Source organism: Metallosphaera yellowstonensis MK1 (genome assembly GCF_000243315.1).
Taxonomy (GTDB): Archaea; Thermoproteota; Thermoprotei_A; order Sulfolobales; family Sulfolobaceae; genus Metallosphaera; species Metallosphaera yellowstonensis.
This window is the reverse complement of record NZ_JH597761.1, coordinates 1,038,765-1,062,976: the sequence shown is the minus strand read 5'-3', so window position 1 is coordinate 1,062,976 and position 24,212 is coordinate 1,038,765. Positions and strand designations below refer to the sequence as shown.

At 46.4% G+C, this 24,212-nt stretch carries 25 protein-coding genes and 2 pseudogenes; 9 read left to right on the top strand and 18 right to left on the bottom strand.

The window, feature by feature from the left end; all coding sequences use genetic code 11:
• The first annotated feature begins 365 nt into the window (after positions 1 to 365).
• Positions 366 to 1,688, top strand: a complete 1,323-nt coding sequence (locus tag METMK1DRAFT_RS06330; protein WP_009071902.1) for an ATP-binding protein — start codon at positions 366 to 368, stop codon at positions 1,686 to 1,688.
• A gap of 290 nt (positions 1,689 to 1,978) precedes the next feature.
• On the opposite strand, the pseudogene METMK1DRAFT_RS06325 reads toward METMK1DRAFT_RS06330, so the two are convergent.
• From METMK1DRAFT_RS06325 to METMK1DRAFT_RS06290, 9 genes and pseudogenes are all read right to left on the bottom strand, one after another.
• Positions 1,979 to 3,032: pseudogene (locus tag METMK1DRAFT_RS06325) on the bottom strand (hypothetical protein).
• Complete coding sequence (locus METMK1DRAFT_RS18175; RefSeq protein WP_009071896.1) at positions 3,022 to 3,186, bottom strand: hypothetical protein; 165 nt, start codon at positions 3,184 to 3,186, stop codon at positions 3,022 to 3,024. Before METMK1DRAFT_RS18175 ends, METMK1DRAFT_RS06325 begins: the two are co-directional and overlap by 11 nt.
• Before the next feature lie 248 nt (positions 3,187 to 3,434).
• Positions 3,435 to 4,862: a flagellar protein FlaJ gene (locus METMK1DRAFT_RS06320; RefSeq protein ID WP_009071895.1), complete on the bottom strand. Its 1,428-nt coding sequence runs from the start codon at positions 4,860 to 4,862 to the stop codon at positions 3,435 to 3,437.
• Complete coding sequence (locus METMK1DRAFT_RS06315) at positions 4,849 to 6,390, bottom strand: type II/IV secretion system ATPase subunit (RefSeq protein WP_009071893.1); 1,542 nt, start codon at positions 6,388 to 6,390, stop codon at positions 4,849 to 4,851. The genes METMK1DRAFT_RS06320 and METMK1DRAFT_RS06315 overlap by 14 nt, the downstream gene beginning before the upstream one ends.
• Positions 6,391 to 6,392: 2 nt before the next feature.
• Positions 6,393 to 7,091: an ATPase domain-containing protein gene (locus METMK1DRAFT_RS06310; RefSeq protein ID WP_048087467.1), complete on the bottom strand. Its 699-nt coding sequence runs from the start codon at positions 7,089 to 7,091 to the stop codon at positions 6,393 to 6,395.
• Positions 7,073 to 7,561, bottom strand: a complete 489-nt coding sequence (locus METMK1DRAFT_RS06305; protein ID WP_009071889.1) for a hypothetical protein — start codon at positions 7,559 to 7,561, stop codon at positions 7,073 to 7,075. The genes METMK1DRAFT_RS06310 and METMK1DRAFT_RS06305 overlap by 19 nt, the downstream gene beginning before the upstream one ends.
• A complete protein-coding gene (locus tag METMK1DRAFT_RS06300) occupies positions 7,561 to 8,022 on the bottom strand; it encodes a hypothetical protein (protein WP_009071888.1) in 462 nt (153 codons plus the stop codon). The genes METMK1DRAFT_RS06305 and METMK1DRAFT_RS06300 overlap by 1 nt, the downstream gene beginning before the upstream one ends.
• The gene (locus METMK1DRAFT_RS06295; protein WP_009071886.1) at positions 8,000 to 8,767 is read right to left on the bottom strand and encodes a hypothetical protein; all 768 of its coding nucleotides are present in this window, start codon (positions 8,765 to 8,767) and stop codon (positions 8,000 to 8,002) included. Before METMK1DRAFT_RS06295 ends, METMK1DRAFT_RS06300 begins: the two co-directional genes overlap by 23 nt.
• A gap of 20 nt (positions 8,768 to 8,787) precedes the next feature.
• Entirely contained in the window at positions 8,788 to 9,702 is a 915-nt protein-coding gene (locus tag METMK1DRAFT_RS06290) for an archaellin/type IV pilin N-terminal domain-containing protein (protein WP_009071884.1), read from the bottom strand.
• 698 nt (positions 9,703 to 10,400) lie between these two features.
• Between METMK1DRAFT_RS06290 and METMK1DRAFT_RS06285 the strand changes: the two genes are divergently transcribed.
• Genes METMK1DRAFT_RS06285 through METMK1DRAFT_RS06270 form a run of 4 tightly spaced genes read left to right on the top strand, consistent with a single transcriptional unit; the run spans position 10,401 to position 13,375 of the window.
• Entirely contained in the window at positions 10,401 to 10,865 is a 465-nt protein-coding gene (locus METMK1DRAFT_RS06285; protein WP_009071882.1) for a hypothetical protein, read from the top strand.
• Complete coding sequence (locus tag METMK1DRAFT_RS06280) at positions 10,862 to 12,322, top strand: hypothetical protein (protein WP_009071880.1); 1,461 nt, start codon at positions 10,862 to 10,864, stop codon at positions 12,320 to 12,322. Before METMK1DRAFT_RS06285 ends, METMK1DRAFT_RS06280 begins: the two co-directional genes overlap by 4 nt.
• A complete protein-coding gene (locus METMK1DRAFT_RS06275) occupies positions 12,319 to 13,029 on the top strand; it encodes a nucleotide-binding protein (RefSeq protein ID WP_009071878.1) in 711 nt (236 codons plus the stop codon). The genes METMK1DRAFT_RS06280 and METMK1DRAFT_RS06275 overlap by 4 nt, the downstream gene beginning before the upstream one ends.
• On the top strand, positions 13,022 to 13,375 hold the full coding sequence (locus tag METMK1DRAFT_RS06270; protein ID WP_048087465.1) for a hypothetical protein: 354 nt from the start codon (positions 13,022 to 13,024) through the stop codon (positions 13,373 to 13,375). The genes METMK1DRAFT_RS06275 and METMK1DRAFT_RS06270 overlap by 8 nt, the downstream gene beginning before the upstream one ends.
• A gap of 22 nt (positions 13,376 to 13,397) precedes the next feature.
• Here METMK1DRAFT_RS06270 and METMK1DRAFT_RS06265 read toward each other — a convergent pair whose 3' ends face one another.
• The 3 genes and pseudogenes from METMK1DRAFT_RS06265 to METMK1DRAFT_RS06260 form a co-directional block, all read right to left on the bottom strand.
• A complete protein-coding gene (locus METMK1DRAFT_RS06265; protein WP_009071875.1) occupies positions 13,398 to 13,802 on the bottom strand; it encodes a hypothetical protein in 405 nt (134 codons plus the stop codon).
• A gap of 104 nt (positions 13,803 to 13,906) precedes the next feature.
• Positions 13,907 to 14,116: pseudogene (locus METMK1DRAFT_RS17505) on the bottom strand (RNA-guided endonuclease TnpB family protein); the annotation flags it as partial.
• 331 nt (positions 14,117 to 14,447) lie between these two features.
• Complete coding sequence (locus METMK1DRAFT_RS06260) at positions 14,448 to 15,251, bottom strand: AAA family ATPase (protein WP_009071870.1); 804 nt, start codon at positions 15,249 to 15,251, stop codon at positions 14,448 to 14,450.
• A 511-nt stretch (positions 15,252 to 15,762) separates the two neighbouring features.
• On the opposite strand from METMK1DRAFT_RS06260, the gene METMK1DRAFT_RS15565 reads away from it, so the two are divergent.
• Positions 15,763 to 16,863, top strand: coding sequence for an MFS transporter (locus METMK1DRAFT_RS15565; protein ID WP_009071867.1), 1,101 nt, complete (start codon positions 15,763 to 15,765; stop codon positions 16,861 to 16,863).
• 299 nt (positions 16,864 to 17,162) lie between these two features.
• Here METMK1DRAFT_RS15565 and METMK1DRAFT_RS06245 read toward each other — a convergent pair whose 3' ends face one another.
• Complete coding sequence (locus METMK1DRAFT_RS06245; protein ID WP_009071866.1) at positions 17,163 to 17,387, bottom strand: hypothetical protein; 225 nt, start codon at positions 17,385 to 17,387, stop codon at positions 17,163 to 17,165.
• 17 nt (positions 17,388 to 17,404) lie between these two features.
• The gene (locus tag METMK1DRAFT_RS06240) at positions 17,405 to 17,890 is read right to left on the bottom strand and encodes a hypothetical protein (RefSeq protein WP_009071865.1); all 486 of its coding nucleotides are present in this window, start codon (positions 17,888 to 17,890) and stop codon (positions 17,405 to 17,407) included.
• A 223-nt stretch (positions 17,891 to 18,113) separates the two neighbouring features.
• Between METMK1DRAFT_RS06240 and METMK1DRAFT_RS06235 the strand changes: the two genes are divergently transcribed.
• From METMK1DRAFT_RS06235 to METMK1DRAFT_RS06225, 3 genes are all read left to right on the top strand, one after another.
• The gene (locus METMK1DRAFT_RS06235) at positions 18,114 to 18,971 is read left to right on the top strand and encodes a winged helix-turn-helix transcriptional regulator (RefSeq protein WP_009071862.1); all 858 of its coding nucleotides are present in this window, start codon (positions 18,114 to 18,116) and stop codon (positions 18,969 to 18,971) included.
• A 58-nt stretch (positions 18,972 to 19,029) separates the two neighbouring features.
• Entirely contained in the window at positions 19,030 to 19,746 is a 717-nt protein-coding gene (locus METMK1DRAFT_RS06230; protein WP_009071859.1) for a tyrosine-protein kinase family protein, read from the top strand.
• A 257-nt stretch (positions 19,747 to 20,003) separates the two neighbouring features.
• Positions 20,004 to 20,801, top strand: a complete 798-nt coding sequence (locus tag METMK1DRAFT_RS06225) for a ParA family protein (RefSeq protein WP_009071857.1) — start codon at positions 20,004 to 20,006, stop codon at positions 20,799 to 20,801.
• 32 nt (positions 20,802 to 20,833) lie between these two features.
• On the opposite strand, the gene METMK1DRAFT_RS06220 is transcribed toward METMK1DRAFT_RS06225, so the two are convergent.
• The 4 genes from METMK1DRAFT_RS06220 to METMK1DRAFT_RS06205 all read right to left on the bottom strand — a co-directional run bounded on the left by METMK1DRAFT_RS06220 (position 20,834) and on the right by METMK1DRAFT_RS06205 (position 24,019).
• A complete protein-coding gene (locus METMK1DRAFT_RS06220) occupies positions 20,834 to 21,628 on the bottom strand; it encodes a P-loop NTPase (RefSeq protein WP_009071855.1) in 795 nt (264 codons plus the stop codon).
• Positions 21,629 to 22,015: 387 nt separating this feature from the next.
• Entirely contained in the window at positions 22,016 to 22,855 is an 840-nt protein-coding gene (locus tag METMK1DRAFT_RS06215) for an ABC transporter permease (RefSeq protein ID WP_009071853.1), read from the bottom strand.
• Entirely contained in the window at positions 22,852 to 23,757 is a 906-nt protein-coding gene (locus METMK1DRAFT_RS06210) for an ABC transporter ATP-binding protein (RefSeq protein WP_009071850.1), read from the bottom strand. The genes METMK1DRAFT_RS06215 and METMK1DRAFT_RS06210 overlap by 4 nt, the downstream gene beginning before the upstream one ends.
• A 40-nt stretch (positions 23,758 to 23,797) precedes the next feature.
• Positions 23,798 to 24,019 (bottom strand): hypothetical protein, encoded by a 222-nt coding sequence (locus tag METMK1DRAFT_RS06205; protein WP_009071847.1) that lies wholly within the window; start codon positions 24,017 to 24,019, stop codon positions 23,798 to 23,800.
• Positions 24,020 to 24,212: the final 193 nt, after the last annotated feature.

The following is a 24,212-nucleotide window of genomic DNA, read 5'->3' as shown; positions in this document are numbered from 1 at the left end:
CCGATGTGGGCTAAGCCCAAAGGGGTGGGAGTGATAGCAGAGATGTGAGTCCCTTGCCCTTGGGCTCCAAGGAGTTCCGTGACCCACCTACCGTTAAGGCTGGTAGGTGGCTGAGGGCTAAGTCCCTGCACTCCATCATGATTGAACATAAGATGAGTGAAATGAAAGTGTAGGGGCAAACGGAGCTCAGCGACGCGTGAAGGTAATTCTCCTTTATTCTCAATTAGGTGTAATATTACATCTCTGTCATTTCATATTCATTGAGTTATCTCCACTCAGGACAATCCCTTGCCACATTTCGTTTATAAAGGCTTGTGGAGTCAGAGTAAACGAGCTTTATAAACCCTTGTAGAGTGTAATTACATATGATTGAGGAACAAAACCCATGGTGGCTCTCACCAGGGCTCATCTCTGAAAACGAATGCTATAAGAAGTACCAGCAATCAAAAGGTAAGTGGGAAGTGGAACTCCCCATATCTCTCCAACCCTACTCCTTAAACTTTTTGTTCGGCCCAAGACAAGTGGGTAAAAGTACGGCGTTGATACTCCTCGTGAAAAAGCTACTGGAGATGGGTTATAACCCTAAGTCCATCTTTTACTTCGCTTGCGACAAACTGGCTGATTATAAGGAGTTGGACGAGATTTTAGAGGAATACGACAAGATTAGGAGAAGGGAAGGAGTTAAGAGTTCAGTCATCATATTAGACGAAGTCACCTTCCCCAAAGACTGGTTTAGGAGCATTAAACACAGGATCGATGTGGGGAAGTTCAGTAACGACGTACTAATATTATCTGGCTCTCTGTCAATTAAGGCCAAAGGGGAAACAGAGACCTTTCCAGGTAGGAGGGGAAAGGGGAGGACTTTGATAATGCTTCCCCTCCCCTTTTCACAATATGTCAAACTCTTCGGTATAAACATACCTACAGGGGACTTACAATTCGTCCTAGATAACTACACCAAGTACGTGGGTTACCTGCCCAAGCTGAAGGAAGTGTTTGAAAACTACTTACTTACGGGAGGGTTTCCAAACGCCATAAAGGACTTCATAAACGAGGGGAGGGTTAACAAAACTACTGAAGAAGACTTCATCTCAAGTATCATAAGTGATATAAACAAGTTAAGGAGGAGTGAGAGGTTCTTCAAACTCACAGCAAAGGCGATAGTTGAGAGAGCGTCGTCAGAGTACAGCTTCCACACCATCTCAAAAGACTACGGCGTTGGGACTGTAAAAACTGCTATAAGTTACGTCGATTTAATGGAAAAGTTACACTTGATGGAGGTCGTTGATACTATGGACGTAAACACGGGTTTGCCCCTACACAAAAAACTGAAGAAGTTCTACTTCATAGACCCATTTATTTACCACAGTTTCACGAGGTGGACCATGAGTAAGCCCCTAGACTACCCGAAACTGGCAGAGGCTGTTACGATTGCCCACCTTTCAAGGCTCTACGAGGTGGGCTATGCCAGGACTAACGGTGAGGTGGACATAATAGTTAGACGGGGTGAAGAGTATCTTGGTGTTGAGGTCAAGTACGGAAAGGTGAGGGAGGGGAGTAAAAAGGTATTGGGGAAGGTAAAGAAGTTCGTGTATGTCAGTAAAGACCAAATCGGTGATAGTATTATCCCGATACCGCTATTTTTGGCTATGCTTGAAACTCCCATATTCGTTGAGGAAGCATATTAAAAAGTTAGGAAGAAGGGAGTACGATTTGTCTTGGGAAAAAGGAGAGGGCCTTTACGGTTGGCTCTTCAGAAGAGCCAGGAAATCTTGTGAAGATATACTAGAAAAATATACCCTCCATCTCTTTAATCGCTACCATCCTGTGAGCAGTGTCCATCATCAGCCGGGAGGCCATCAGGGGAAATTTTGGTAAAGTTATATAAACATGAATTGCATCAAAACTATATTTAGAAGTAATTGAAAATATTTAAAACTTACGTAAAAATTCCGTAGTCTATAGCACATTTACGTAACTATTCGTTATTTTTAATTACTTCTAATCCCTTTAATGCTATTAAGTAAGCAGAGGCTGTATGCCTATCAAATCCCTTCTCCCTCATCACCTTTTCATGTTCTTCCGAGTTTGTAGTACCCTTTGGATTAACTAACACAACGTTGAAACCTAACCTAAGTGCTTTAATAACACCGTGAATTAACATTTGCCTCTTAGCGAAACGCGAAACCTTCCTATTACCACTCCTACTCCTAGTGAACCTCCTCTTCTTATAGGAATAAGTCCTCAAAAACTACGTAATCAACACCAACCCTTGATAGGAAATTAAGGGCTTGTGATAGAGCATTCAAACGCAAAGCCATAGCTTTCCCTTTAGGAAAACCTGGTCTAGTAACATCCGAATACCACCACGTCTTTTCAGTAACAACTTTACCCTCCTCATTAACTACAACAACGTTCAACCTATCACTATTTAAATCAAAACCGGCAACCAAACCGTAACCATTGGGTTTCGGCGAAGAGAAGTGCTTTAAGTACAACCAGAGTGGGATTTGGAGGTGGATCATAGGGTAATGCTTGAAACTTACTACAGCACCGTAACCCTCCTCCTTCCTTCGAGATAACTCCTCTAGCTCAGAAAGTGATGGTAAGTACTCCTTGCCTAAGTACGCCTTCCCGTGAACCCACTTACCCCATGGGTCTTTAACTTTAACTTCAACGTGGTCTTGAAAAACGTGAAACTTAATCCCCCTATTACCATTATCAGCTTTATTGCCTCTACAAGCGATCCATCTCTTTTTAATCTCAACCTTATTACCATTAACAAGAGCTAAAGCCTGCTTATAAGCAGTCTCTGCATAAAAGGCGTAAGGGATGATATTATACAACTCCTTAACAGCATCATTTAATGAAACTCCTTTTAAAGCCAGGTTAATCCCAGCCTTCACAGCCTTTGAGTAAGAGTAAGCAATCCTTGAGATTCTTTCAACGTCTTCAAACTCAACCCTACCATTTATTGTAACAAACTGGAAGTTATCAATTGCTTCCTTAGAGCCAATTAATTTACTCCTCATCATCCGGTAGGATGACAATTATAATCACCTCCTTTCCAGCAATTTTCCCAGCCTTCTCTTTCACACTCTTAGGGATGTATATTGCATACCTCTTCTCACCGTACTTATCACTACCAGCTGAGGATATGACACCTCTGAAAACTATCTGCTCCATACCTTGTAAGTAGCGGAAAAATTTATAAATTTTTGTGATAACATTAAATTGGAGGTGCCACTATGAAGTCTATGAGCAGTTGCGAGGTGGAGGAAGGCACCCAATGAAACTCCCCATGTCCTTGAAGGGAGTGGTTTAACTACCGCTCCCGTAGACGGCATGGAGAGGGAGAAGGAGTGATGAGGCTAAGTGATTAATAGTCACGAAAAGTGACTATTAGTCACGATGAAGGCTGAACTCTCCAGAAGCTAAACTCCCTGCGGAATACTGGAAACTGATGGCAATCCCTGAAACACTCCGGAGAATATACCCCCAGTTAATACGTAGGTGTAGTGAAAGCTCAGGGCAGTTATTATCAACAATATTCCTATGAAATACAAAGACGAGAAAAATGATTTACCGTATGCTATGGCTATAGACACGCCGTTGGCGAACGATAAAGCCACCAATATCGCCAGGAGGAGTATGGAGAGCTCGGGTATACTGACCTGACCTAACGTAAAGATGGAACTTATGACGTTAGTGGTGAATATGTTCTCGAAGACTTGTATAAGGGCCAGGAGGGCCCCTCCTATCGCAGAGCTCGCAGCCTGCATGGCATATACCGAGGCCTCAAACGCCCTGCCGTTCTGTTCTCTCCTGGCCCTTAGGTTCAGGAGTGCTACTCCAACTTTCGATATGGTCTCGCCTACTTCCTTGACGTTACCGCCCAGCTCGATGGTCGCCGAGAGTATCCTGTTCATCATGAGTATGAGGACGCTCCCGCTCTCCTCTCCCATCATCTCGAATATGATGGACTTCTTAACCCCATACTTTAGTCTGTTGAGGGACACGGTTACTAACGGTCTCATTGTTCCCAGATCACCTCGCATGACACTGAGGAGGGTGTCCATGAGGTTGTTTACGACGGAGAAGGTCCTGGAAAAGTAAGTGACGAAGGCTATGTAGTGTCTCTCTAGTGTACTGAGCCTCCTCTCCCTCAACCTGAAATACGTTCCTGCACCCACGAGGACTCCACCCCCCAAGGCCACCCAGACGAAGTTCCTACCCATCATCATGAGTATGACGCAGCTCATCACGGCAAGAATGCCCATAACTCTTTCATATCTCCTCAAGAGGATGTAAACTTCGGGTCTGTACAGGAGGTAAATTACTAACGTCATGAGTACGATTACCATCACCATGGCCAGAGATAGCAACTTGAGTGCCGAGGTGCCTACGTCGAACAGTATGGAGATCAATGTTAGGTTGACCATGAGGAAGACGAGGGAACTGCTTAAGCTACCATATATGGCCAGAAAGTTGTTCATGGAGTCTATCTTCCTATTCATGTTGGCCTCATAATCGTTCAAGGTCATCTCTATCTCCCTGTTCAGGAAAGATATCATGTTGTCACCGTGGGACAGAGCCTGGGAGAACCTGATGATGAACTCCCTGAAGGGTTTTATGTAAACCTTAGAGCTAACCACGTTTATGGCAGTGGAGAATTTGTACCTATAACCGTGAATCAAGGTCTTTAACTTGCTGAAGGTCTTAGAGTACTCACCGAAATACTCAAGACCAGAGAGGAGAACCACTATGGTCTCTGGGGGGAGATCAGCTGTAAAGAGGGCCAGCATGTAGGCTATGAGGAAGATGAACCTGGAGTCCAACTCTTCTTTACTACGTAACGGCAATCTGTCTCACCGCCTCCTCTAGACCGATCTGTCTAGCCTTGAGAATCCATTCCCACACCTGGAAGTAGTTGAACACACCCTTCTCTACCAAGAGATTTATGAACTTTGACCTCAAGTTCAACTCTTCGTAGAGGACGCTCATATTTCTCCTGTCTATCCCCCTCCTCACCGCTATCTTGTTCTCTATCAGGAACGAGGAACCCTTGCCTGCGAAGTTTATCTGATCATAAACGGGATCGTAAGTGAAGGCAGGTACGAAAACCACATCGTTGGTTATGGGATCCACGTCGATTATCTCGTCCACCTCTATGACTCTCCTCACTGAGTTACCCTTCTTGTCGTACAGGGCACTCTGGAAGAGGGCTATGTTAAGGTTGTTGATATAGGACTTAGGAACCTCTATGGGGTAACCGCTGAGCCTCTGGACCAACGTCCTGATGTTGGCTGCGTGGAAAGTTGCCATCACAGAGTGTCCAGTTTGCATGGCCTGGAAGGCCACGTTACCTTCCCTGTCCCTTATCTCCCCCACAAGTATGTAATTGGGCCTCTGTCTCAAGGCTGCCTTGAGGAGGTCGAACAACTTCACCGTGCCCTCGCCCCCGGTCTCCCTGGTCACTTCTGCGACCCAATTCTCGTGGGGGACAGTTAGCTCAGGGGTGTCCTCAATGGTGACGATCTTCTGATTGGGCTTAATGAACGCGGTGATGGCGTTAAGCGTAGTTGTCTTTCCTGAGGCAGTTTCCCCACACACGAAAAGGTTCATTCCCTCATCGAGCATCATCCACAGGTAACCGGCCAATGTTGGTGAAATGGTTCCCCCTGCCACTAGCTGGGTTATACTCATGGGCACCTTGCTGAACTTCCTGATAGTGAGGTTAGACCCCCTCCTGCTTATATCTGTGCCAAAAACGAAGTTAACTCTCGATCCGTCTGGAAGAGAGGCATCGATTATGGGCCTGTTGTGGGATACGGGCCTCAACGTCTTCTCGCTCAGGGTCACTATCAGTTCGTCCAACTCCTCTTGAGTATCAATCTTGATGGAGGTCTTCATGGGGCCGAAGAGCTTGTGAACTATGTAAACGTGACCCAATCCAGGGAGGCTGATGTCCTCAATGAATGGATCCCTTATTAGGGGCTCTATGGGTCCTGAATAGAGCTTGTCCCTTACGAAGTGATACATGAGGTACTCCCTGTTGAATTCTCTAACCTTCACCTTGGCCAGCAACCTCTTCATCTTCTCCTCCTTTTCTTGTACTGTCTCTGGGACCTTTTCCCTGTAGTTTATGATCTTAGCGAACTGAACCTCTGCCTCATCCAGGATCCTCTGTGGAGGCCTGGGAGGTTCGATCACGATGTACTGAAAGTATCCGTCATCTGACTTCCTGCTCGTTACGTGAACGAAGATCCCATCAGACACTCTGTAGACTATGTTGAAGACCCTAGAACCCTTATATTTGGAGGGATCGTCTACCATCTCAGGCCTCTCCTCCAGTGAAGCCAAGTATTTATCCAGGTATTCGAAGGCCATGGTCACGCCCTCGAGAGGGTGAGCGGTACTACCTTAATGCCTAGGCTGGGATCAACATCGAAGGACACGGAGTCTGAGCCGAAAGTTCCCTCGCTTGTCTTGATCTTCTCGATTACCTTTAGTCTCCTGTTACCTATGCTGGCAGAGCTGGTCCTGAAGTAAACGTCGACCTCACTCTTCACCCTGGTACCAAAGTCCTCGGGGAAGGCGTTGGGATGAACAGTTATGATTATTCCCTTCCCCTCAGTGACCGCAACCCTCAGTCCCCTGAGGAACTCCATTAAGTCCTCCCTCCTAGAGAAAGTTGAGATCACTGTCAGACTGTCGATCAAGAGGAAGTCTCTCACCCTCTTTATGAAGTCCAGGATAACGTAGAGCAACCTCTTGGCCAATGAGGAGTTCCAGCTGAACCTACTGGTGTTCAGTGGAGCCACTCCCAGCTTTCCCCTAAGGAAGAACGGTATAAGGTCCACCTTTACTTCCCTCATCTTCCTCAGGTAACCGTAAGTGGACTGCTCAGTGGTGATCACGTAACCACTCTTCCCCGAAGAAAGGAGACCGTATATGAACTGAGCAGCCATGACGCTCTTCCCAGTTCCGTGATCCCCTTCAATTAGGATTAGGGCGGGGAAGGGAATTCCTCCAAGCCTCCTGTCCAGCTCCTCGTTCATTGTCCTTATTATCAAAGTATACCCCTCCACACAGCGGAGCTCCCGTAATTGGAGGAGAGTATCACTATCCCAGCTGTGCCCTGGTAGGGAGGATAGGGGAGTACTATCTCCAGTTTCCCGATCCCCCCAGGCTCAAGCAGTCCATCGAGTGAGGTCCACTGGTACGCCACGGGGTTCGAGGAGAAGTTATAGAGGGATAGGCTGAGGACTGGCTTCCCGCTAACGTTTGCGCAATACTGAACTAGGACAGCGAAGTGGTTGAACTCCCAGAGGGGCACAGACCCGTTATTGGTGACGAATACGTATAGGTAGGTACCTGAGACTGAGGTGGAGGTTATGTAAATCCTGGAGTTGAGTTGATTGATGTAGAGGTCCTGTCTCGAAGACTCGGCATGTTCCACCACGCTCACCACGTTTGTGATGGCCAGGAGGAGGAAACCGAAGGTGGCCAAGCCTACGAACATGGTCAGCGAGAACGCCATGACGTTGGAGACACCCATCAGACCACCTCGAATACGTAGTCCGTTTGGTAACCGTTCTGGGTAACAAACATGACTTCGTAGTACTGATTGGGTTGAAGTTGGGAAGGTAGAGTTACAGTCACGGCAGCTGTACCCCCAGGGGAGAGGACAGAGACGCTGGAGGTCCAACTGGGAGGGGAGGATGCTGAGTAGCCCACCTGTTGGAGCTGATACACCTTGCCGAAGTACACCGACGAGAAAGGCATGTACACCTCTGTCTCCCCTATGTTCTGGACGTAAAATACTACGGTCGTAGGGGAGGTGTTGGTAGCATATATTACCTTGACGTCTGTGACCAACCTCTGGGACAGTCCAGTGGACATTGAACTCATCCCGGAACTGATGCTGCTCACCGAGAAGTAAACACCGGCAACCAAGATTCCCATCAGCGTCACGCTAGCTATAACTAGGATCGCCTCACTGACTATTTCCCCTGCCATCACCTTCACCTAGTATTACCGACATATACCTTACGAGGTCAGAGTCCACGGAGTCGTAACTTCTGGCTATGTCGTAAGCCAGGAGGGCAAGTTCAGTTGCGTCTATCTTGGGCCTGTTCTTATGGATTATCTCCTCTATTTTTGTTATCATCTCTAGATCCCTTGGCGTTATGAGGTCCAGATTGATGAGTGCCCTAATCTTGGACTTGTCATAGTCAAGGACTGCCAGCAGAACTGAGAGCTGAATCAACTTCTTGAGGTCTATCTTGCTCAGGGCTACTGTGTCAATCCTCTGTTGTGGAGACTGTAGTGAGCCCTGTAAAGTAGAGGATGAGGGGTGTTCCTCGTGATCGTTCACGGGAATGTTGTTGAAGGGAGACTCAACGTCGCTCTTGTAAGCCTTCAAGGCCAAGGCCAAATCCTCCAAGTTCTTACCCAATGCCTCGACCGACTGCTTGAACTCAGCAGTGCTATCACTGATCAGCTTGGTTATGTCGCTCTGCATCTTCTCTATCCTCGTGGTTATCTTGCTCAAGTCTTGCTGAGGAGGAACCGATGGGAGTGGAGGGGGCTGCTGTGTCTGTGTGGGTTGAGGAGATTGAGGTGGGGGATTAGTTGAGCCTCTCCTAAACGTTAGCCCCCTAGGTCTTAACACAAAAAAGAATAGTAAAACGAAAAACACGGAGAGAGGAATGCTTACGGAAACGAAAACAACAAAAAATTGACTTGAGAAGAGGTCTCCCATATATATTGCCTCCTAAAAAATTATCCTATGGAAGTCACGGACCCTTCTGGCTGGTAGATGTACTCTGAGAGGGTCAGCGGGGATCCTATGTTGGGCGTTATTTGGATATTTATGGTCTGATATTCGAAGATGTGGCTGCCGACGTTAGGACCAAACAGTATCATGAAACCTATGGTCGAACCTGCTGGGGCTATTGCGCTACCCACTAATGGGTCACCAGCAACGGGAAATGAGAAAGCGAATGTCTGATTGACGAAGACGTAATATTTGACCGTATTACCATTTATCGTCAGCGTAAAAGTGAAGTTATTATCATGCTTAAGCCAAACCGGCTCTGGCGACTGTACTGTATAAGCTGTATAATTTATATAGATAGGTGAATTTTTCATATTTTTTCCGAGAGTTTCATTGAGTGCCAGGAGAGCATAGTAGGGGTTTGGGTAATACACATAGGTGTTACCTCCACTGCTCACGTTATTTTGTAATGTCAGGTAACTCCCGCTAACAGTACTATATAGTGTCCCTGGATTTGGAACAGTTAATAGAGTATATTTGTATATATTTGATAACGTTAAGCCTTCCTGTGTCGCCACGAAGGAGAGTCCCGTGGTCGCCGGATCCAGCTCAACGCTCGAAACCCCAGACGTGGGACTCACAGTGAAATAGATCCAATAGCTCTTAGAGTTTGTTGGATAGTTAACTGCATAAAGCACTGAACTGGAAACAGTCAGTGCAGTCGACGCAGTCTCTTCACCCTTATTTATTGTAGTCTTTGCCTTCTGCGTGACGAATAGTCCCATGTTTATAGCTACGAAGGCTAGTACCGAAGCAGTTATTATGAAAGCTATTAGAATTATCGCAGTATCTAGGCCTGCTAGACCCTTACGCCTGACTAGCCTGTTATAGCTTTGGACCACCTTCTTGAGTTTTCCCATCCGCTTTCACTCCTTTAGTTGGGTGGGTTTACGCCCTGTTTTAAAGATGCTCAGATCTTTCGACTGATGATCGTATGGTAAGCTGTTAGCAAATGAAAACGTAAAAGCGCCACTCTAATTCTCACGTCGTTTACACAGAATATTTAATCTTTTTTATATTTAAACAACATTAATTTCAAATAAATGATACGTTGGCACTAGAGTCCCTAAGGCCTCGTTCATAATTCAGGAGGTGCTGTCAAAACACCTCCGATAAGATTCATTAAATTAACTTTTAAGGATTATATCGGATTTAAGGGATTGATTTATATTCCAAGGACACCTTTACAACTTTCGGACACGTATGTTCCAGAGGATCACACATAGATAGATCTTCGCTCTTCCCAAATAAGTAAGACTCTGTCTCCGATTGATCTGAATCTTTGATTAGCCTAGAAAGTTGACAAATAAAGTTAACAAAACAAATTTTGTCGTACCCATTCCCAGGAGATGACGCATTCGTCTCGTCAACGTTGAACCTTGTACCTTTGAGCTCACAACTTATACCGCATGATAATCGTGTACGTTTGTCCAAAGACCGGTTAGTTCCCATCCGGTCTAAACGAAACATAGTTGCGACCCGTGAAGTCGTAGTCGGATGAAGATTGCAAGTCGAAACTCTCACTTCCCTTTAAAATCGGGAGGGGCCCTATCCTCACATGTTCTACTTCCTAGGATACGAGGTGGTCACTAACGGCAGTATAACCTACGTGTTCTACTTACTGAACTTCACCAATCATAGCTCGGTTTTAATCACCGTAGATCCGACAACACACACTGTGCTCAACTACTCCACGGCATGGCCAATTTCAATTCTCGCCCTACAGCTGACCGGAACTCCCTCTAACTACGTGCTGGGTAACAATAATGTGCCTGCAATAGAATCTGTAGAGGGTAACACCATCATCGTCATATCTTACAATCACGTCCTACTGGAGGAGGTCTCCCATGGACAGACCACCAGGCTAGTGTACGCTAACTTCCCAGGTTTAGCAAACGAGAGTCCTCCAGACTTCTGGTCGCTTGCCGGTCATGTTGATTTACTGCCCTTCAACCTCCTGACAGCTTTAGGAATTCTCGCCGGGCTTCAACTCTATCTCGTCCTCAGGAGGGTGATACGTTGATCCTGGTCAGAAAGGAGGACGTCTCTTGGCTCTCTGTGGGCCTTGCCTTCCTATCGGTTACGTTCTCCTTCGGACTTAATCTAACTCTGGGGAGGACCACCTTTCTGCATCTCCTGTATTCCCCACTCCTGGCACAGTTGCTGGTCATAGCCTCTGCTTTAGCTCTCTCTACCAGAATGGGTTATTACGTCTTTTCTTTGCCCATAGCTTTCCTCTCCTATTTGGTTCCCGTGGAGTACGTGTCCCTCGTCGTGCTTTTGATAGCCGTAAGCTCGGTGAGAGCTTTACCGACCTTCGCAAGGGAAATATTGCTTGCTATTGATGCCTTTGGGTTAACCTACGTCATTTTCGCCTTGTTAGGTATCAGACTCAACCCACTGGCCATACCTATGGCCGTAGTCCAGGCTGGTGCACCTATCCTAATACCCGTTGTACTATTCGCTGGCATCCTTTACGGGCTCAAGGTTAGGGGGGAGGATGTAGAACCTCAGAGTATCAATCCAGTCTTAGCGGTCTTGCTTGGTCTCGTGATAACTCTGATCCCTATGACTCAACTCAACTCATTACACGTTCCTGAGACTGTGGACTGGAGGTATTACTCCCAGTGGTGGGAGTCCCCCACCATGGGATGGTTCTTCTTCTCGAGACCCCTCTACCTTCTCATGTTCTTCCCCTTCGCCAGACTGTTGGGTCCCTCGATTATGGGGGAGTTACAGCTTCCCGTGTTGACCGTCCTCCTGTGGATCTCGTCCTACAAGTTGGGAGAGGCAGTAAAACCTGGGCTAGGACCCCTGTCGTCCTTCATGGCTGTAGTCTCGCCGACGTTGCTGACCTTCCTATATTCAGGCCTGCAGGCAAACCTATTCTCCATCTCTTTGATGTACTTGTCATTGGCCTACATAATTGAGGGCAAGGTGTGGCAGAGCGTTTTAACCTCATATGTCTCCATGTTCTCCCACATCTATGCGTGGGCCCAAATAGAAGGAGGCATATTGCTCTTTTGCCTGATTTCCTTCCTACTAACCAGAAAGATAGGGAAGCCACTAAAAACGTACGTCCTCTTCACTTCATTTCCCTTCATACTGGGCTTCTCTCTAATCTTGACCGGGTTTTTCTCAGTACCTGTTGGGTTCTCGACATCAAACTACTTCACGCAGGTAGCGTTCCTGAGTTGGGGAACCATCAACACCTTCTTGTATTACCTCATAGTGGTTTATGGTATGAACTCGACCCCTAGGATCATGTTCGTGATTTATTCGTCGTCAATCTTAGCCACCCTATTTCTGGGGGTCGTACAGAACCTGATCATCGATCTACCTCTCTTCATTCCAGCCTCGCTTGGGATCTCAAAGCTGAGGGAAGACGTGAGGACCCCACTTCTCTTGTTCTTAGCCCTTTGGGCATTGTTCATGTCGCTTAACAGTTTCCCTTACGTCTTTCAGGGGGTGACCATATGACTACAAGGATCTTAGTCACTGGAGTGAAGGGAGGTTCAGGCAAGTCCACTGTGGCCCTCTGGTTGGCAAAGGAGGCCATGAAGTTCAGGAAGGTTCTGATCTTAGATCTCGACTACACCAGGAGCCTAAGTAGGACAATAGGTCTTCTGGACGTTAATGACTTATACTCCGGTAATTCACAGATCCTATACTGGACTCAAGGTAACTTCTCCATACTATCCTTAGGTGGCATGGTTTCACCTGGCTTACTCACACAGTTCCAGACAGTCTATCCTGGACTCCTAGATAGACACGACCTGGTGATCATTGACGCATCTTCTCCTACCCACGAACTATTGGAGCTCGAGGGGAAGATATCTCACGGGAAGGCCTCCCTGAGCCTAGTCCTACTAACCACACCACATCCCTTCACTGCTGCTAAGACATTAGAGGTTCTCAACTCTCCTGACTTCTTCCCAGAAGCTGATGATAGAAAGGTGTTAGTTGTCAACATGGTCAAGGACGAGATCCCAGAAGAGATAGAGAGAGTCAAGAAAGTGGTCAAGATTCCCTTAATAAAACAACTTATCCTCTACGGTCCTTCTCCAGAACCCCCTAAGGATATGAGAGTCATCTCAGCTATCCTGGAACTGTCTGCCTGGCTGGGGCTGAGGACGAACGCTGGAGATGGTTCAATGGTCAGACAAGGGGGTGAGAAACTTGGATAGGGGGAAGAAAGAGATCATACTTGACGATGAGTTCTTCAGGACCATAACCTTCAGATTGGGGAGGAGTACCAATTTATTGCTTGATTCCATGTCCAGAAATTTAGGAACCACCAAGAGTGGCTTAATCATTTCCATGGTGAGGAGATACCTGAGTGAAAAGGACGAGGTTAAGGAGTCTATACTGTCCCGTGAAGACGGTTCGTCACTTTACGCGGTTGTCGGACTGAGGATACCTGAGAGCTTACTCATGAGCCTCTCGAAGGCATTACCTCAAGGTTATCCCTATACTGTCGCCATAAGGAAGATAGTCGAGTATTATTCCAATGACGGTAAAACTGGAGCGTGAGGGGTCTCTCTGCAGTCTCTCATCAGTTCCTGGAGTTACTCAGTTCAGGTTTACCAGCGGCTGAGAGCAACTTTAACGCCTCCTCTATTCCGTCGTATACTCCCATGACCCTTATCTCGCCGTTGGTCTTTATCACGCAAAGTTCCTCGTTCAAGACCGCAGTATTGTCCCTCATCCTCGAGGGGAAGAAGGCGTATAAGCTGGCGTTCTTGTCAAAAACTATCATTCCCTGACATCTCTTGCCGTAAACTCTCCTCACGTACCTCTCTAGGCTACGCTGATCCTTGATTTTTGGTGCCCTACCCAACTCGTATTGGAGGTATAGGGCTGGGGGTACAATGAGGAGTAGAAAATAATTGTTGAAGTAGTAAGCCAAGGAAGCCACCAATGCTGTTAGGACTAATGGCAATACCCTATAAGCCTGCACAAAATACTTATTCCTGGATTAATTTAAAAACCTTATCGGGGTCTCCGATGGTTATCATTAGACGTCAAAGTGATAGGAGTAGTCGTGAAGATGGAGTTCGGGCTTCATTGAATTTTCATGAATTTGTATCCAATCCTTAGCCCTTGAGCTTCACCGGGGTCGCGGGGAAACCCGTTACCCCTCCGCCCCCTTAGCGGGGTAACCTAAACCCACCTACTCCCAGTGGGAGTGAGAAAGAGGTGGGGAAACCCGCACATCTTGAGGGAGATGTTGAGGGACGCGTTCAATTGCCTGTCCAGGGTGAAACCACACCTATAGGATATTCCTAAGCGTTGGCGGACTTCCTTAGGCCTTAGCATCATATAAGAGTTTATGACGAAATGATATAAACTTTACGGTTTGTCTGAAACTGTTGGCCACGGCTTCAGTAACGTAGTAGAACCGGTAGAGATGAGGGATGTGGTGGAACTCGTGTACGAGGGGCTTGGCTTCAAGTGAGTTCACAGTGTTTAATCTAAACTTCAGAACTTCACAGGTATTACGAGGAAACCTTCACGTTCTAAAGTGGGATAGCTCCAACACCCACTTCAGAGATCACGTGTGGGTTTGGGACTCCTAACGTCCTGAAGGAAAATACTCAAAAGGCTATTTAATGATCTCACCGAGTTGATAACCCTTTGATATTGCCCTAGCGAGGTCCCGGATCTGTGGCGGGAGAGGCATTTCTTCCAAGTCGTTGGAGTATTGAAAGAGGTTATCCATAAACGGAATCACGACACCCAGAGAGATCTTAACTCTTTTCATCGCATCTCGTAGAGCATTCAGTAAGAGCTCAAGATTAGATCCGGGTGGAACCATATTTATCGCCAGAACCTGACCACTGACGTTAGCGTGCACTCCAGATGTTATGTCATATGAGTTCACGAATTCTATATAGTTTAAGGTACTATTGATGCCTTGAGTGGAGGGGTCCGAGACGAACAATCTCAGGGAAGGCTCTGAGGGAAAGTGCTGAAGATAAGTCTCCATCTCGAGTCTGACTCCCTCATCTGTAGGGAAGGTTAGGGCAGCGTTATCTAATACGACATAGTCAAATTTTCCCCTAGTGATGATGTCCGAATAAAGCCTCTTGACGGTACTCTCTATGTCCCTGTTGGAGAGGATTTGCTGAAGATCGGCCTTAAATCTGGGTCCATCACCATAAAATTTCAAGACGGTGAGACTCCCTTGACCCATGGTTAGAGTGGTCATGTAGTTATGGGTCTCCCCATCGACTATGCTAGCCACAAGACCCTTTTCCTCTATCCCACAGAGATAGGAAGAGAATCCCACTTGATCCCTGTCTATCAAGAGCACTTTTCCCCCCATTAAGGAGAGCTCTCTGGCCAAGAGGAGTGCGAGTGTGGACTTTCCTACCCCTCCCTTTACGCTCAGAATTGGGATGCGCAACTATTCCCACCTCATCCCCTCTTTATCGTTTAAGACTCCCACATCACTGAAATTAATTGGAGAACATAGTATATTAAATGACGAGGAATCGATAATAAGAGTAATGTGAGAGATAAGGAAAGTCGTTGCTCCTCTACGTGTGTTTTCGTCGAAATTCATTAGGTTGCTCGACGACTTTACTGCACTCATTAGCCCAGATGAATTAGTAAACGTTTAAATTTCTTTATTTTCTTGGGAGTCTGGAGGACGGAAGATCCTCCCATGATGGTAGATCCAAAATCACTTTTCTACAGCAGTTATGGGATTTTCCCTTAAATATCGCCCTGTAATCAAGGCAAAATCTAATAACTGCTGATCGGAAGTTGACAACGGCGAAATTTGCATAGAAAAAAGATTTTATCTTCTCGGGGTTTGAACATCCCTCTAGGGGATTACATGACATGATCTACACTTACGTTCACCTCTCCCGACCTGATAGCTGGGATTTTAGTAACGAATGGAGATGATGAAAATGATCAAGAAAACTTTCGTAGTGGCCTTAAGCCTAGGGAACTTTTCCGACGGCTATGATCTGCTCATCGTCAGCGGAGTTTTAGGGCAGATAGCCAAAGTTCTCTCACTCAGTAATCTACAGATAGGAGTACTCGTCTCTTCTGCTTTCGTGGGCTCAGTGATCGGAGCGTTGGTAATGGGCGTACTAAGTGATTACGTAGGCAGGAGGTTGTCGTTCATAATTTCAGGGGTACTATTCGTCCTGGGGAGTATGCTGAGCATATGGTCCTCGTATGCTCTCTTACTCATAGGAAGGATTATAGTTGGGTTTGCCATAGGCGGTGAAATACCTACTTCTGCCACCCTGATAGCTGAGCTAATGGGCTCGAATAGGGCTAAGATAATGTCACTCAGCTTTACGTCATGGGCTATGGGAGGCATAACTGCTCTCTTGGTCTCCATTCCCTTATCTGCTCTAGGGTATAGGTCTGTATTACTGACTGGCGCCTTTCCCTCCATATTCTTGTTGATCTTGAATAGGAGCATGCCGGAGAGTCCACTCTGGTTAAGGAAGCAGAGATCGTTCAAGAGAATAAACTGGAGGGTCTTACCCTTAATACTCCAGCAGTTCCTGTTAACCATGGCGCTGGCCTCACTGGCAGCCTACGTTCCGTCATACCTTCACATAACGACTGAGAGCTCTGGCGTCGTGCTTTGGGCGTCCTTCGGGACAGGTTCACTCTTGGCGCTACTCACACTAGATAAGCTGGGTAGGAAACCTGTAACGTGCTTGGGTTGTGGGTCAGCAGCGTTGGCCCTCGTCGCCTATCACGTTATACCCTTCACGTTATTCCTAGTTTGGTTATGGCTCTCAGGAGGACTGGTGTTCTCTTCGACTTTTACGGCTCTGGCTGAGCTCACTGAAACCTCGATAAGAGGGAGGGGACACGGTCTAGGATTCTTTTCGGGTAGACTGGGTGGGGCTCTAGGTACATTCGTCTTTCCCCTAATGCTATATCATGTTGATGCCTTCTTCTCTACCCTAGGCGTTCTCCTAGGAATAATATCTACCGTAACGAGTGTGTATCTAATGGAAACCAGGGGAACGCAAATACGCTAGATGGGTCAAGGTTCTGTATAGATGTCCAACAAGGGGTTTTGGGCTTAATAGGATTTCAAATGATATCAATCCTAGGCCTTGAGCTTCACCGGAGTCAGGGCTGGCCCGTTGCCCCTCAGCGGGATGACCCCACCCAACGGAGTGTCTCTATCCTTTGGGGAAATCAACTCGCCTTTAGTTACCGTCACACCTCGGGATACCTTTACCCACCCGGTGTAAGTGTATTTATCTCTTCTAACAAATAATATAAACTTTAGAGCTTATCTGAATTGTTGACGACGGCTTGATAAATTTTTGACCTAGCTATTCCCTTTGCGTATTATCAGATCCTCCTGATCACTCTCCTGATCTTCACTCGTCTCACTCTCACCCTTTGAATCTATCCCAACGAGTATTACCCCCAGAAATAGGCACATGTAAGTGAAGTTACCCAACGTGTTGGAGAGAGCGGTCTCACCGAACGTATAAAACACTGCAGATAGCAGTAAAAGGATCAACGAGGAGGCTATGAATGACCTTCCCATAGTCCCTAGCTCCTCCCTTATCGTGATGACCGCCTCCTCTTGAAGAGGAAGTAGAAGGAGGAAACCAAGACTGCAGTCAAGACCGTGACCGAGGGAGTGTAGTCGGGCTCTGGATTGAAATTAGGTACGTGTAACGGTACATACACCCCAGGTCCTAGAGGGACTGTTGATCCGTTCAAGGTGAAGTTACCATCCCCATTAACATATGCCAGGACTAAACCGTTATACGAGTCCACGTAAATTTCGTAGCCAGGTAAGTTAACTGAATATACTGGGGCTCCGTCAATCTGACCTGCTGGGATGCCAGAACCATTATAATAGAAGAGGAAGAGGGGAAGCGAAACGGTATAGTTGAGAAGAGCTCCGTTAGTCTGAATATCCGTAACGTTAGCCACTACCGTGTTGTTACTTAGCGCGAGAATTTTAATGAGCAAGAAGAACGCTAGGTGATTAGAGGAGGTAACTGCGTAGAGGAAAGTTTGGTTAACTAGGTCCATTATCATGTTACTTGCCTTAAGATATATTTAACAAAGACTAGGAGTTTCGACTATTGGGCTACATGAGTTGTCCTTTGGATCTGACGCTAAGTAAAATTAGCGTTTACGTCTACTACACAAAACCTTCCACTATCTATACGCGTATTATCGTTCGTCATTTGAGTTTCTATTCGCCTTAACTATTACAACTATACTTTTTATTTCCCTCTAGAGGTATACTATAAGGTTCATGCGGCTCGAAGATCTCATTGAGACAATGAGGGAGTTGGATGAGAATATAGATTTTGCTAGAGGTGTCCTACAATGGAAAATAATTCTTTTCCTTTCAGAGAAGGGACCTTCCTCTACATCGGAGATCTCAAAGGGAGTTGGTGCCAACAAGAAGGCGGTGATAGACTCTGTGAGGAAGCTCATAGACAAAGGGCTAGTGAGCAAGGTGAAGTATGATATTTATCAGTTATCGCAGGAAGGGCGTACGCTCCTTGGAAAGCTATCCGAGTTCTCCGTGGGACAAGGGGAGAAGAAAAGGAACAGCTTAAACGGGACAGGAACGGACTCCAACGATCCAATACCTCAAGCTCAGGTTAACGGGGAACTCGACATAATGCGTAACCTCAATCATTATTACTACTTCGTTGAAATAGGTAAGGCAGCGATGATCAACGGTGGAAAGGTCCCGGTGTCCGCCCTGGCCAGGGAACTTGGGATATCCAAAAGGACTGTCCTGAACTACCTCGACGTACTATCCACTCGATATAAATTCTTTAAGAAGATAAACAGACGAGGACTCTCTGGGTTAAGATCGGAATGGATGATAACTGATGATGGAAAGAAGGTATTGGCGAAGATACCTGGGATGCATAAGATGAGAAACAATATATTCCTAAAATACATCCTCAAGACTACCTTCAGTACTAGGCTGGATTATGCTATCTTCAAATTACTTATAATATTTTCAATAGTTTCGCCTATAATCTTCATATTCTACAAATATCCTTTAGATCATTTAATTGCGGCAATATGGTTATACTTCTTGGTATTTTATGCGTTAAGTAGCGTCATGGCCTACCTTAGCCTGAGATCTTAAGTGACCTACTGTCGAAATTCATGCCAGTTTTTATAACGACTGAGGGGGAGGTCAGTTCATGCTAAGACTCGCCATCGTGAGTCCTAAAGGTGGGGTCGGGAAGTCTACCATAGCGTATTATCTGTCAAAGGAACTAAGTAAACGCTACAGGGTTATCCTGGTGGACAGGGACCTCACTGCTACCATCAGCTCAATATTCGGCATAAAGATAGGTATCCTGAATTACCTAACCGACAACGTCCAGGGGAGTTTTGTGCATGAGGAAGGTAATCTAAAAGTGATTTCCATGGCGAGATATCAACCTACCGAGGTTCCAAATATGGACAACTTCTATCCGATCTATAAGACCCTCTTGGACGGAGCTGACATTTTAATCACCGATAATCCGCCTGGTGGAATAAGCGAACTTGAAATAATGGAGTATAAGGCGTATTACAAGGCAAGGGGTGAAGTTCACTCCTACTTCGTGGCGGTCTCTACTCCAGGGTTGGTCTTAGAGAGGACATTGAATTTTTTGGGTGAAAGTGCAAAAATTCTTAAGCATATGGTGCCTGAGCTGTCCTTCGTTAAGACTATCGCCCTCGTGATCAACATGTCTAAGGAATCATTACAGGGTCTTTCTGGCATCAATGTAATTGCGATCCCTTTCTACAGGGATCTACTCTATAAGGGATTTCAGAATTGTGATCCGCCCAAGGAAATTCACCAACTAGTGAAGGTAATTGAACCCCTAGTAAGTGAAGCCCAGGGGATGAGTGAGAGGAATGTGTCCTAGGCTCGGAGTTCCCTCTTCGTCCCTGCCCTGGGAGGATGAGGGTCACATTACATTAAAACTGATCACTCTAACCTCAGGTTCGGAACAGTATCCTACATTGAATGATACTCCAGAAAACCGCAGGGTAAATCAAGGAGAAATGGATGGATGGGGCCTATGAGAACTTCACTGAATATCTCAAATTTGCATGTAAAGGGAGTGAACTACCTAAACGAAGCCGTTAGGATAGGAAACCAACTTCGGGAGTGAATCACTCTATGAGGATATCTATATTCAGCCATAAAGGAGGAGTAGGGAAGTCTACGATTTCTGTATCTATGGCTCTAGAGCTCTCAGCTCTTGGTAACGATGTACTCCTTATAGACAGGGATTTGGTAGGTTACGCTTCCAGTCTGTGCGGGATCAAGGGTGGTGGTTTGCTGTCATATGTCATAGATGAAGGCTCCAGAGACTTCTTCAGAGAGTTCAAGAACCGTGGAACGTTCTCGGTTCTGAAGTTCTATGGTGATGGACCTAGGTTCAAGGATGACATTAGACTGATCCAGCGAGATGAGAGACTAATGAAGACGTTGAGGAAAGAATACCGAGACGTCCTTACGTCAAGGAAATATGATTACGTGATCCTTGATAACATGGGCATGGCTACGTTCAATGATGAGCCAGTCAAGTTGGAACATGACTTATTTCAAGAGGTATATCCAGAGATGAGGAAAGGTAGGATATACGTTACGGACTCCCTGGGTTTCAACTTCAGGGACGCGATGGCTTACATGAAGTATAACGAATCCCTAAACCCTGGGGACGGAAGACCCATAGCTTTCGTAATCAATATGATCCCCCCTGGTGGAGGCCTCCGCGTGGAAGCTATGGTAAGGGAAGTTCAAGGGTTCGACCCCAGTATATCTGTGATTCTGGTCCCCTTCATAGAGGAGTTGTTCCAATACTCTGGGGCCATAGTTGGATTTCCAGAGGTACCTCAGATCCATAGGTTTGTTAGGTCGTTGGTCTACAGTACACAAGAAATTAACGGCCTCAAGGGGGAGATCATACCCTAGTGAGGACTGAGAGACCGTGAGCAAACGCGGTATCACAACACTATGTCGTAACTTGTACCTCCTCCAATCGCCGTAGCAAATCTTCTGATCTGCTCTAGCCTAGGTATACAGTCTATTTCCCCCGAATATTGGAACAACTGTTCAACAAAAGGTACTACTACTATCCCCATCTTGGAATCTATTAGTTTAGCCTCATTGATAACCTCACTGAAGGGCCCTACACTTAGCGGAGGAGGAACCATGTTTATTACCAACGCCATTGGTCTTTCCCCACCCTGCGATAGGCTCTCCACTACCCTAAGGTAATCTATTGTCTCTTCCAGGTTATATTTTAGTGGATCTGTAACATAAATTCTGCGTATGGGCATATCAGGGTAGACATCCCTGAACAAGTCCAGTTCATGTTTAACTGCCTCATCCCTGGGGTGAACAAGAGGGGGGTTGTCAACTATCACGTAATCGAATTTCTTGCGAGATAATATCCTCGTGTACTTTAACCTAAGTTCTCTCCTGAGCTCTAGCCTCTCATGTATTGCCTCTATATCCTTTCTGAACCTCAGACCGTCCCCGTAAAACTTTAGTATAGTCAGCGTGCCTCCCCTTTTTATTTCACTTATGTAATTACCACCGTTTCCCCCTTCAACTACACTTGCCAATAACCCCTTCCCTCTTATTCCCGCAAGCTGGGAGGAATAACCCAACAGATCCCTGTCTATTAAAAGAACATTTCGGCCCATTTCGGTGAGTTCCAGGGCGGTGGTCAGGGCAATTGTCGACTTTCCCACCCCACCCTTTATACTTAGCACGGATATCCGCAAACCGCCCATTCTTTTTTTATTTACTCAGGCTATAAAGTTTTCGGTAATTTGGGAAATTTTCAACAATGTTAACTTATTGTTACCGTACAGTCGCGTTGAAAGTCTTCTTCACTTTTACTCACCTTCTACCAGCCCTGAACGGTAGACCCAAAATTACACTTCTAAAAATATTTCATGAGGTGTTGAAAATTCTAAAGGACTAGGAATCCTTCGTAAAATTGCTTTATTTCCATATTATTTTAATAATTTGAGAAATATCATGAAAGTTTGATAACGACCAAGTCACACCGACTAAGGAAGCTAAAGAGATCTGCAACGGGCTCCCGAGACGTTCTTGCTACTATTGCGTCATCGCCCTTCTACTCTACGATTACTCTAACAATCCAGAGTAGAAGTTCACGCTATTCTCTTGGGGATATCCCTCGTGAGGAGGCTCACGAAGGAGATGATTAACGCTATGCCAGAGTATCCTATAGTGAGGATCACCGCATCTATCTGCGTGCCCGGCACTGCTGGGAATATCTCCAGAGCTTGGACTATGAGCGACGCATTGGGTATTCCTCCAGCATAAAGGAAAGGCAATTCCGTGGCTCCCCATGAGGGGAGGGCTATGGCAATGACGTTGTAGAGATCATCTCCAGTAAGCCTTGCCACGAAGACCAGTACGGCCCCTACCAATATGGAACCTATGAGAACCGAGCTAGATATAAGGAACGCCAGACTGCTCCTTCTCACTAGTTCCCCGACCATGAAGGCTATTGAGAAGAAGGTGAGGGAGGAGAATAGTACTGTGAGTATCAGGCCTGGGAGGAAATTCAAGTACTCTTGGGAACCGAAGAGTAAACTCGAAAATGTTATTGCTAATATGACCATTAGAATATAGATCAACGATACTAGAATGAAACCACCCAACAACTTACCTATTCCAAACTTCAACCTGGTTATTGCCTTCGTTAGAAAGAAATCTACGGTTCCTTGTTCGTACTCCTCCGACATAGAGCCAGAGGAAATAGAGATTGTAATGAAGTGAAGCAGTAAACTCTGAGGTAAGAGAACGCCAACTAGCCACAGGATGGGCTGGATCGGGGATATAAGCTCCTCAATTCTAGGAGACCTAACCTGAGAGAGCGCGACGTAGATACCCACCTCAAAAACGACCGTGATTAGGATTAGGGACACCACCTTCTTTCTGGCCACAGACCTCCTCATCTCATAGACGATCAATTCCCCTATCATGCTCTCACAGCCTCCCTCACTGCGGCCTCATAGGCCTCCTCCAATGATTGATCTAGGAAGAATCCCCTAACCCTCACCTCGTTCAACACCAGTTCCCTCAGGAATTCCTCCCTCTTGTCGGAGGAGAGCCTGATGAGGAACCTGTTCCCACTCTCCTTCACCTCCATCACGTAATCCAACCTTTTCAATACACCCAGGAGCGACTCCCTGTCGCAGGTCTCCACTACGACCCTGACCCCTAAGAACCTGAGCACCAACTCCTCCACCGTGCCCTTAAAGAACAGTTTTCCGTTGAAGAGAAAATAGACCTCGTCCCCTAACCTCTTCACCTCCTCAAGTTCGTGGGTGGAAATCAATATGGAGGTGCCTTCTCTCTTCCTCTTCTCGAGCTCCTGTCTCAACCTGAGGTTGAGTACGGGATCCGTGCCTACGTTCGGCTCGTCCATCACTAGAACGTCTGGTTCTCCCAGGAGAGCCTCAGCTAAGGCTATCCTTTGAGTCATTCCCTTACTATACTTAGCTATCTTCCTGTTGGCGTTCTCCCTCATATCCACGAGTTCCAAAACGTGATCCACCTCCTCTCTGGGTACACCCTTGATCCTGGCCGAGAACTCCAGTAGCTCCCTCCCACTCATGAACGGGGGGAGATTTGGAAGTTCCTGGACGTAACCAACCCTGTTGAAGACTTCCTTGTGTCTGAAGGGGTCCCGTCCTAGAATTCTCACCTGTCCAGAGTCTGGAAAGATCAGCGTCATCAGGGACCTTATTAGCGTAGTCTTTCCAGCCCCGTTAGGTCCCAAGATCACCGTTACCTTTCCTGGCTTAGCCCTTAATGAGATCCCAGCTAACGCCTTCCTTCTCCCGTAGCTCTTCTTTAGCTCAATGACCTCTACTCCCTCCATTGTTGAGTCGCCCTGCAGCGAGTGTTAACTCACCCCGCCCTCACGGGAGTTCCCTCCTTGAGGTAGGAATTTCCGGCGTCTCGAGATGGTGTTGGCCCCGGCGGGCAGAGGGTGGGAACTCCACATTATCTACAGACTGTTCCAGGCCCGAAGATAAAGATACGATTGTGACCGAGCTCGTTGATGAGGTAAAGGAAAGCCTCCCTAACTCTCGCTCCAACCTTGACGTCTCCCTAGTGCTCCCCTCGTCCTTGACTATCATTGAATGAGTTAAGGAACCATGGTTAAAAACATTTAGAAGACAGCTACGGGCGATTCAGGTCTCCATTGCGATTTCTATTTGTTTCTATAGAATGAAAGTGACTTAATTGATCCTACATCAGTAACACTAAAAGGGGACGAGCGCTAGGTCATACCATGAGATCTCTATCCAATCACGTGGTGACCTCGCTCGT

What these genes read in the sequence shown, in the direction of transcription:
- METMK1DRAFT_RS06290 (WP_009071884.1), bottom strand. Translation starts at nt 9,702, where the DNA reads ATGGGAAAACTCAAGAAGGTGGTCCAAAGCTATAACAGGCTAGTCAGG.
- METMK1DRAFT_RS15565 (WP_009071867.1), top strand. Translation starts at nt 15,763, where the DNA reads ATGATCAAGAAAACTTTCGTAGTGGCCTTAAGCCTAGGGAACTTTTCC.
- METMK1DRAFT_RS06230 (WP_009071859.1), top strand. Translation starts at nt 19,030, where the DNA reads ATGCTAAGACTCGCCATCGTGAGTCCTAAAGGTGGGGTCGGGAAGTCT.
- METMK1DRAFT_RS06295 (WP_009071886.1), bottom strand. Translation starts at nt 8,767, where the DNA reads ATGGGAGACCTCTTCTCAAGTCAATTTTTTGTTGTTTTCGTTTCCGTA.
- METMK1DRAFT_RS06285 (WP_009071882.1), top strand. Translation starts at nt 10,401, where the DNA reads ATGTTCTACTTCCTAGGATACGAGGTGGTCACTAACGGCAGTATAACC.
- METMK1DRAFT_RS06210 (WP_009071850.1), bottom strand. Translation starts at nt 23,757, where the DNA reads ATGGAGGGAGTAGAGGTCATTGAGCTAAAGAAGAGCTACGGGAGAAGG.
- METMK1DRAFT_RS06330 (WP_009071902.1), top strand. Translation starts at nt 366, where the DNA reads ATGATTGAGGAACAAAACCCATGGTGGCTCTCACCAGGGCTCATCTCT.
- METMK1DRAFT_RS06300 (WP_009071888.1), bottom strand. Translation starts at nt 8,022, where the DNA reads ATGGCAGGGGAAATAGTCAGTGAGGCGATCCTAGTTATAGCTAGCGTG.
- METMK1DRAFT_RS06220 (WP_009071855.1), bottom strand. Translation starts at nt 21,628, where the DNA reads ATGGGCGGTTTGCGGATATCCGTGCTAAGTATAAAGGGTGGGGTGGGA.
- METMK1DRAFT_RS06205 (WP_009071847.1), bottom strand. Translation starts at nt 24,019, where the DNA reads ATGATAGTCAAGGACGAGGGGAGCACTAGGGAGACGTCAAGGTTGGAG.
- METMK1DRAFT_RS06315 (WP_009071893.1), bottom strand. Translation starts at nt 6,390, where the DNA reads ATGGCCTTCGAATACCTGGATAAATACTTGGCTTCACTGGAGGAGAGG.
- METMK1DRAFT_RS18175 (WP_009071896.1), bottom strand. Translation starts at nt 3,186, where the DNA reads ATGGAGCAGATAGTTTTCAGAGGTGTCATATCCTCAGCTGGTAGTGAT.
- METMK1DRAFT_RS06215 (WP_009071853.1), bottom strand. Translation starts at nt 22,855, where the DNA reads ATGATAGGGGAATTGATCGTCTATGAGATGAGGAGGTCTGTGGCCAGA.
- METMK1DRAFT_RS06225 (WP_009071857.1), top strand. Translation starts at nt 20,004, where the DNA reads ATGAGGATATCTATATTCAGCCATAAAGGAGGAGTAGGGAAGTCTACG.
- METMK1DRAFT_RS06245 (WP_009071866.1), bottom strand. Translation starts at nt 17,387, where the DNA reads ATGGGAAGGTCATTCATAGCCTCCTCGTTGATCCTTTTACTGCTATCT.
- METMK1DRAFT_RS06240 (WP_009071865.1), bottom strand. Translation starts at nt 17,890, where the DNA reads ATGATAATGGACCTAGTTAACCAAACTTTCCTCTACGCAGTTACCTCC.
- METMK1DRAFT_RS06275 (WP_009071878.1), top strand. Translation starts at nt 12,319, where the DNA reads ATGACTACAAGGATCTTAGTCACTGGAGTGAAGGGAGGTTCAGGCAAG.
- METMK1DRAFT_RS06235 (WP_009071862.1), top strand. Translation starts at nt 18,114, where the DNA reads ATGCGGCTCGAAGATCTCATTGAGACAATGAGGGAGTTGGATGAGAAT.
- METMK1DRAFT_RS06305 (WP_009071889.1), bottom strand. Translation starts at nt 7,561, where the DNA reads ATGGGTGTCTCCAACGTCATGGCGTTCTCGCTGACCATGTTCGTAGGC.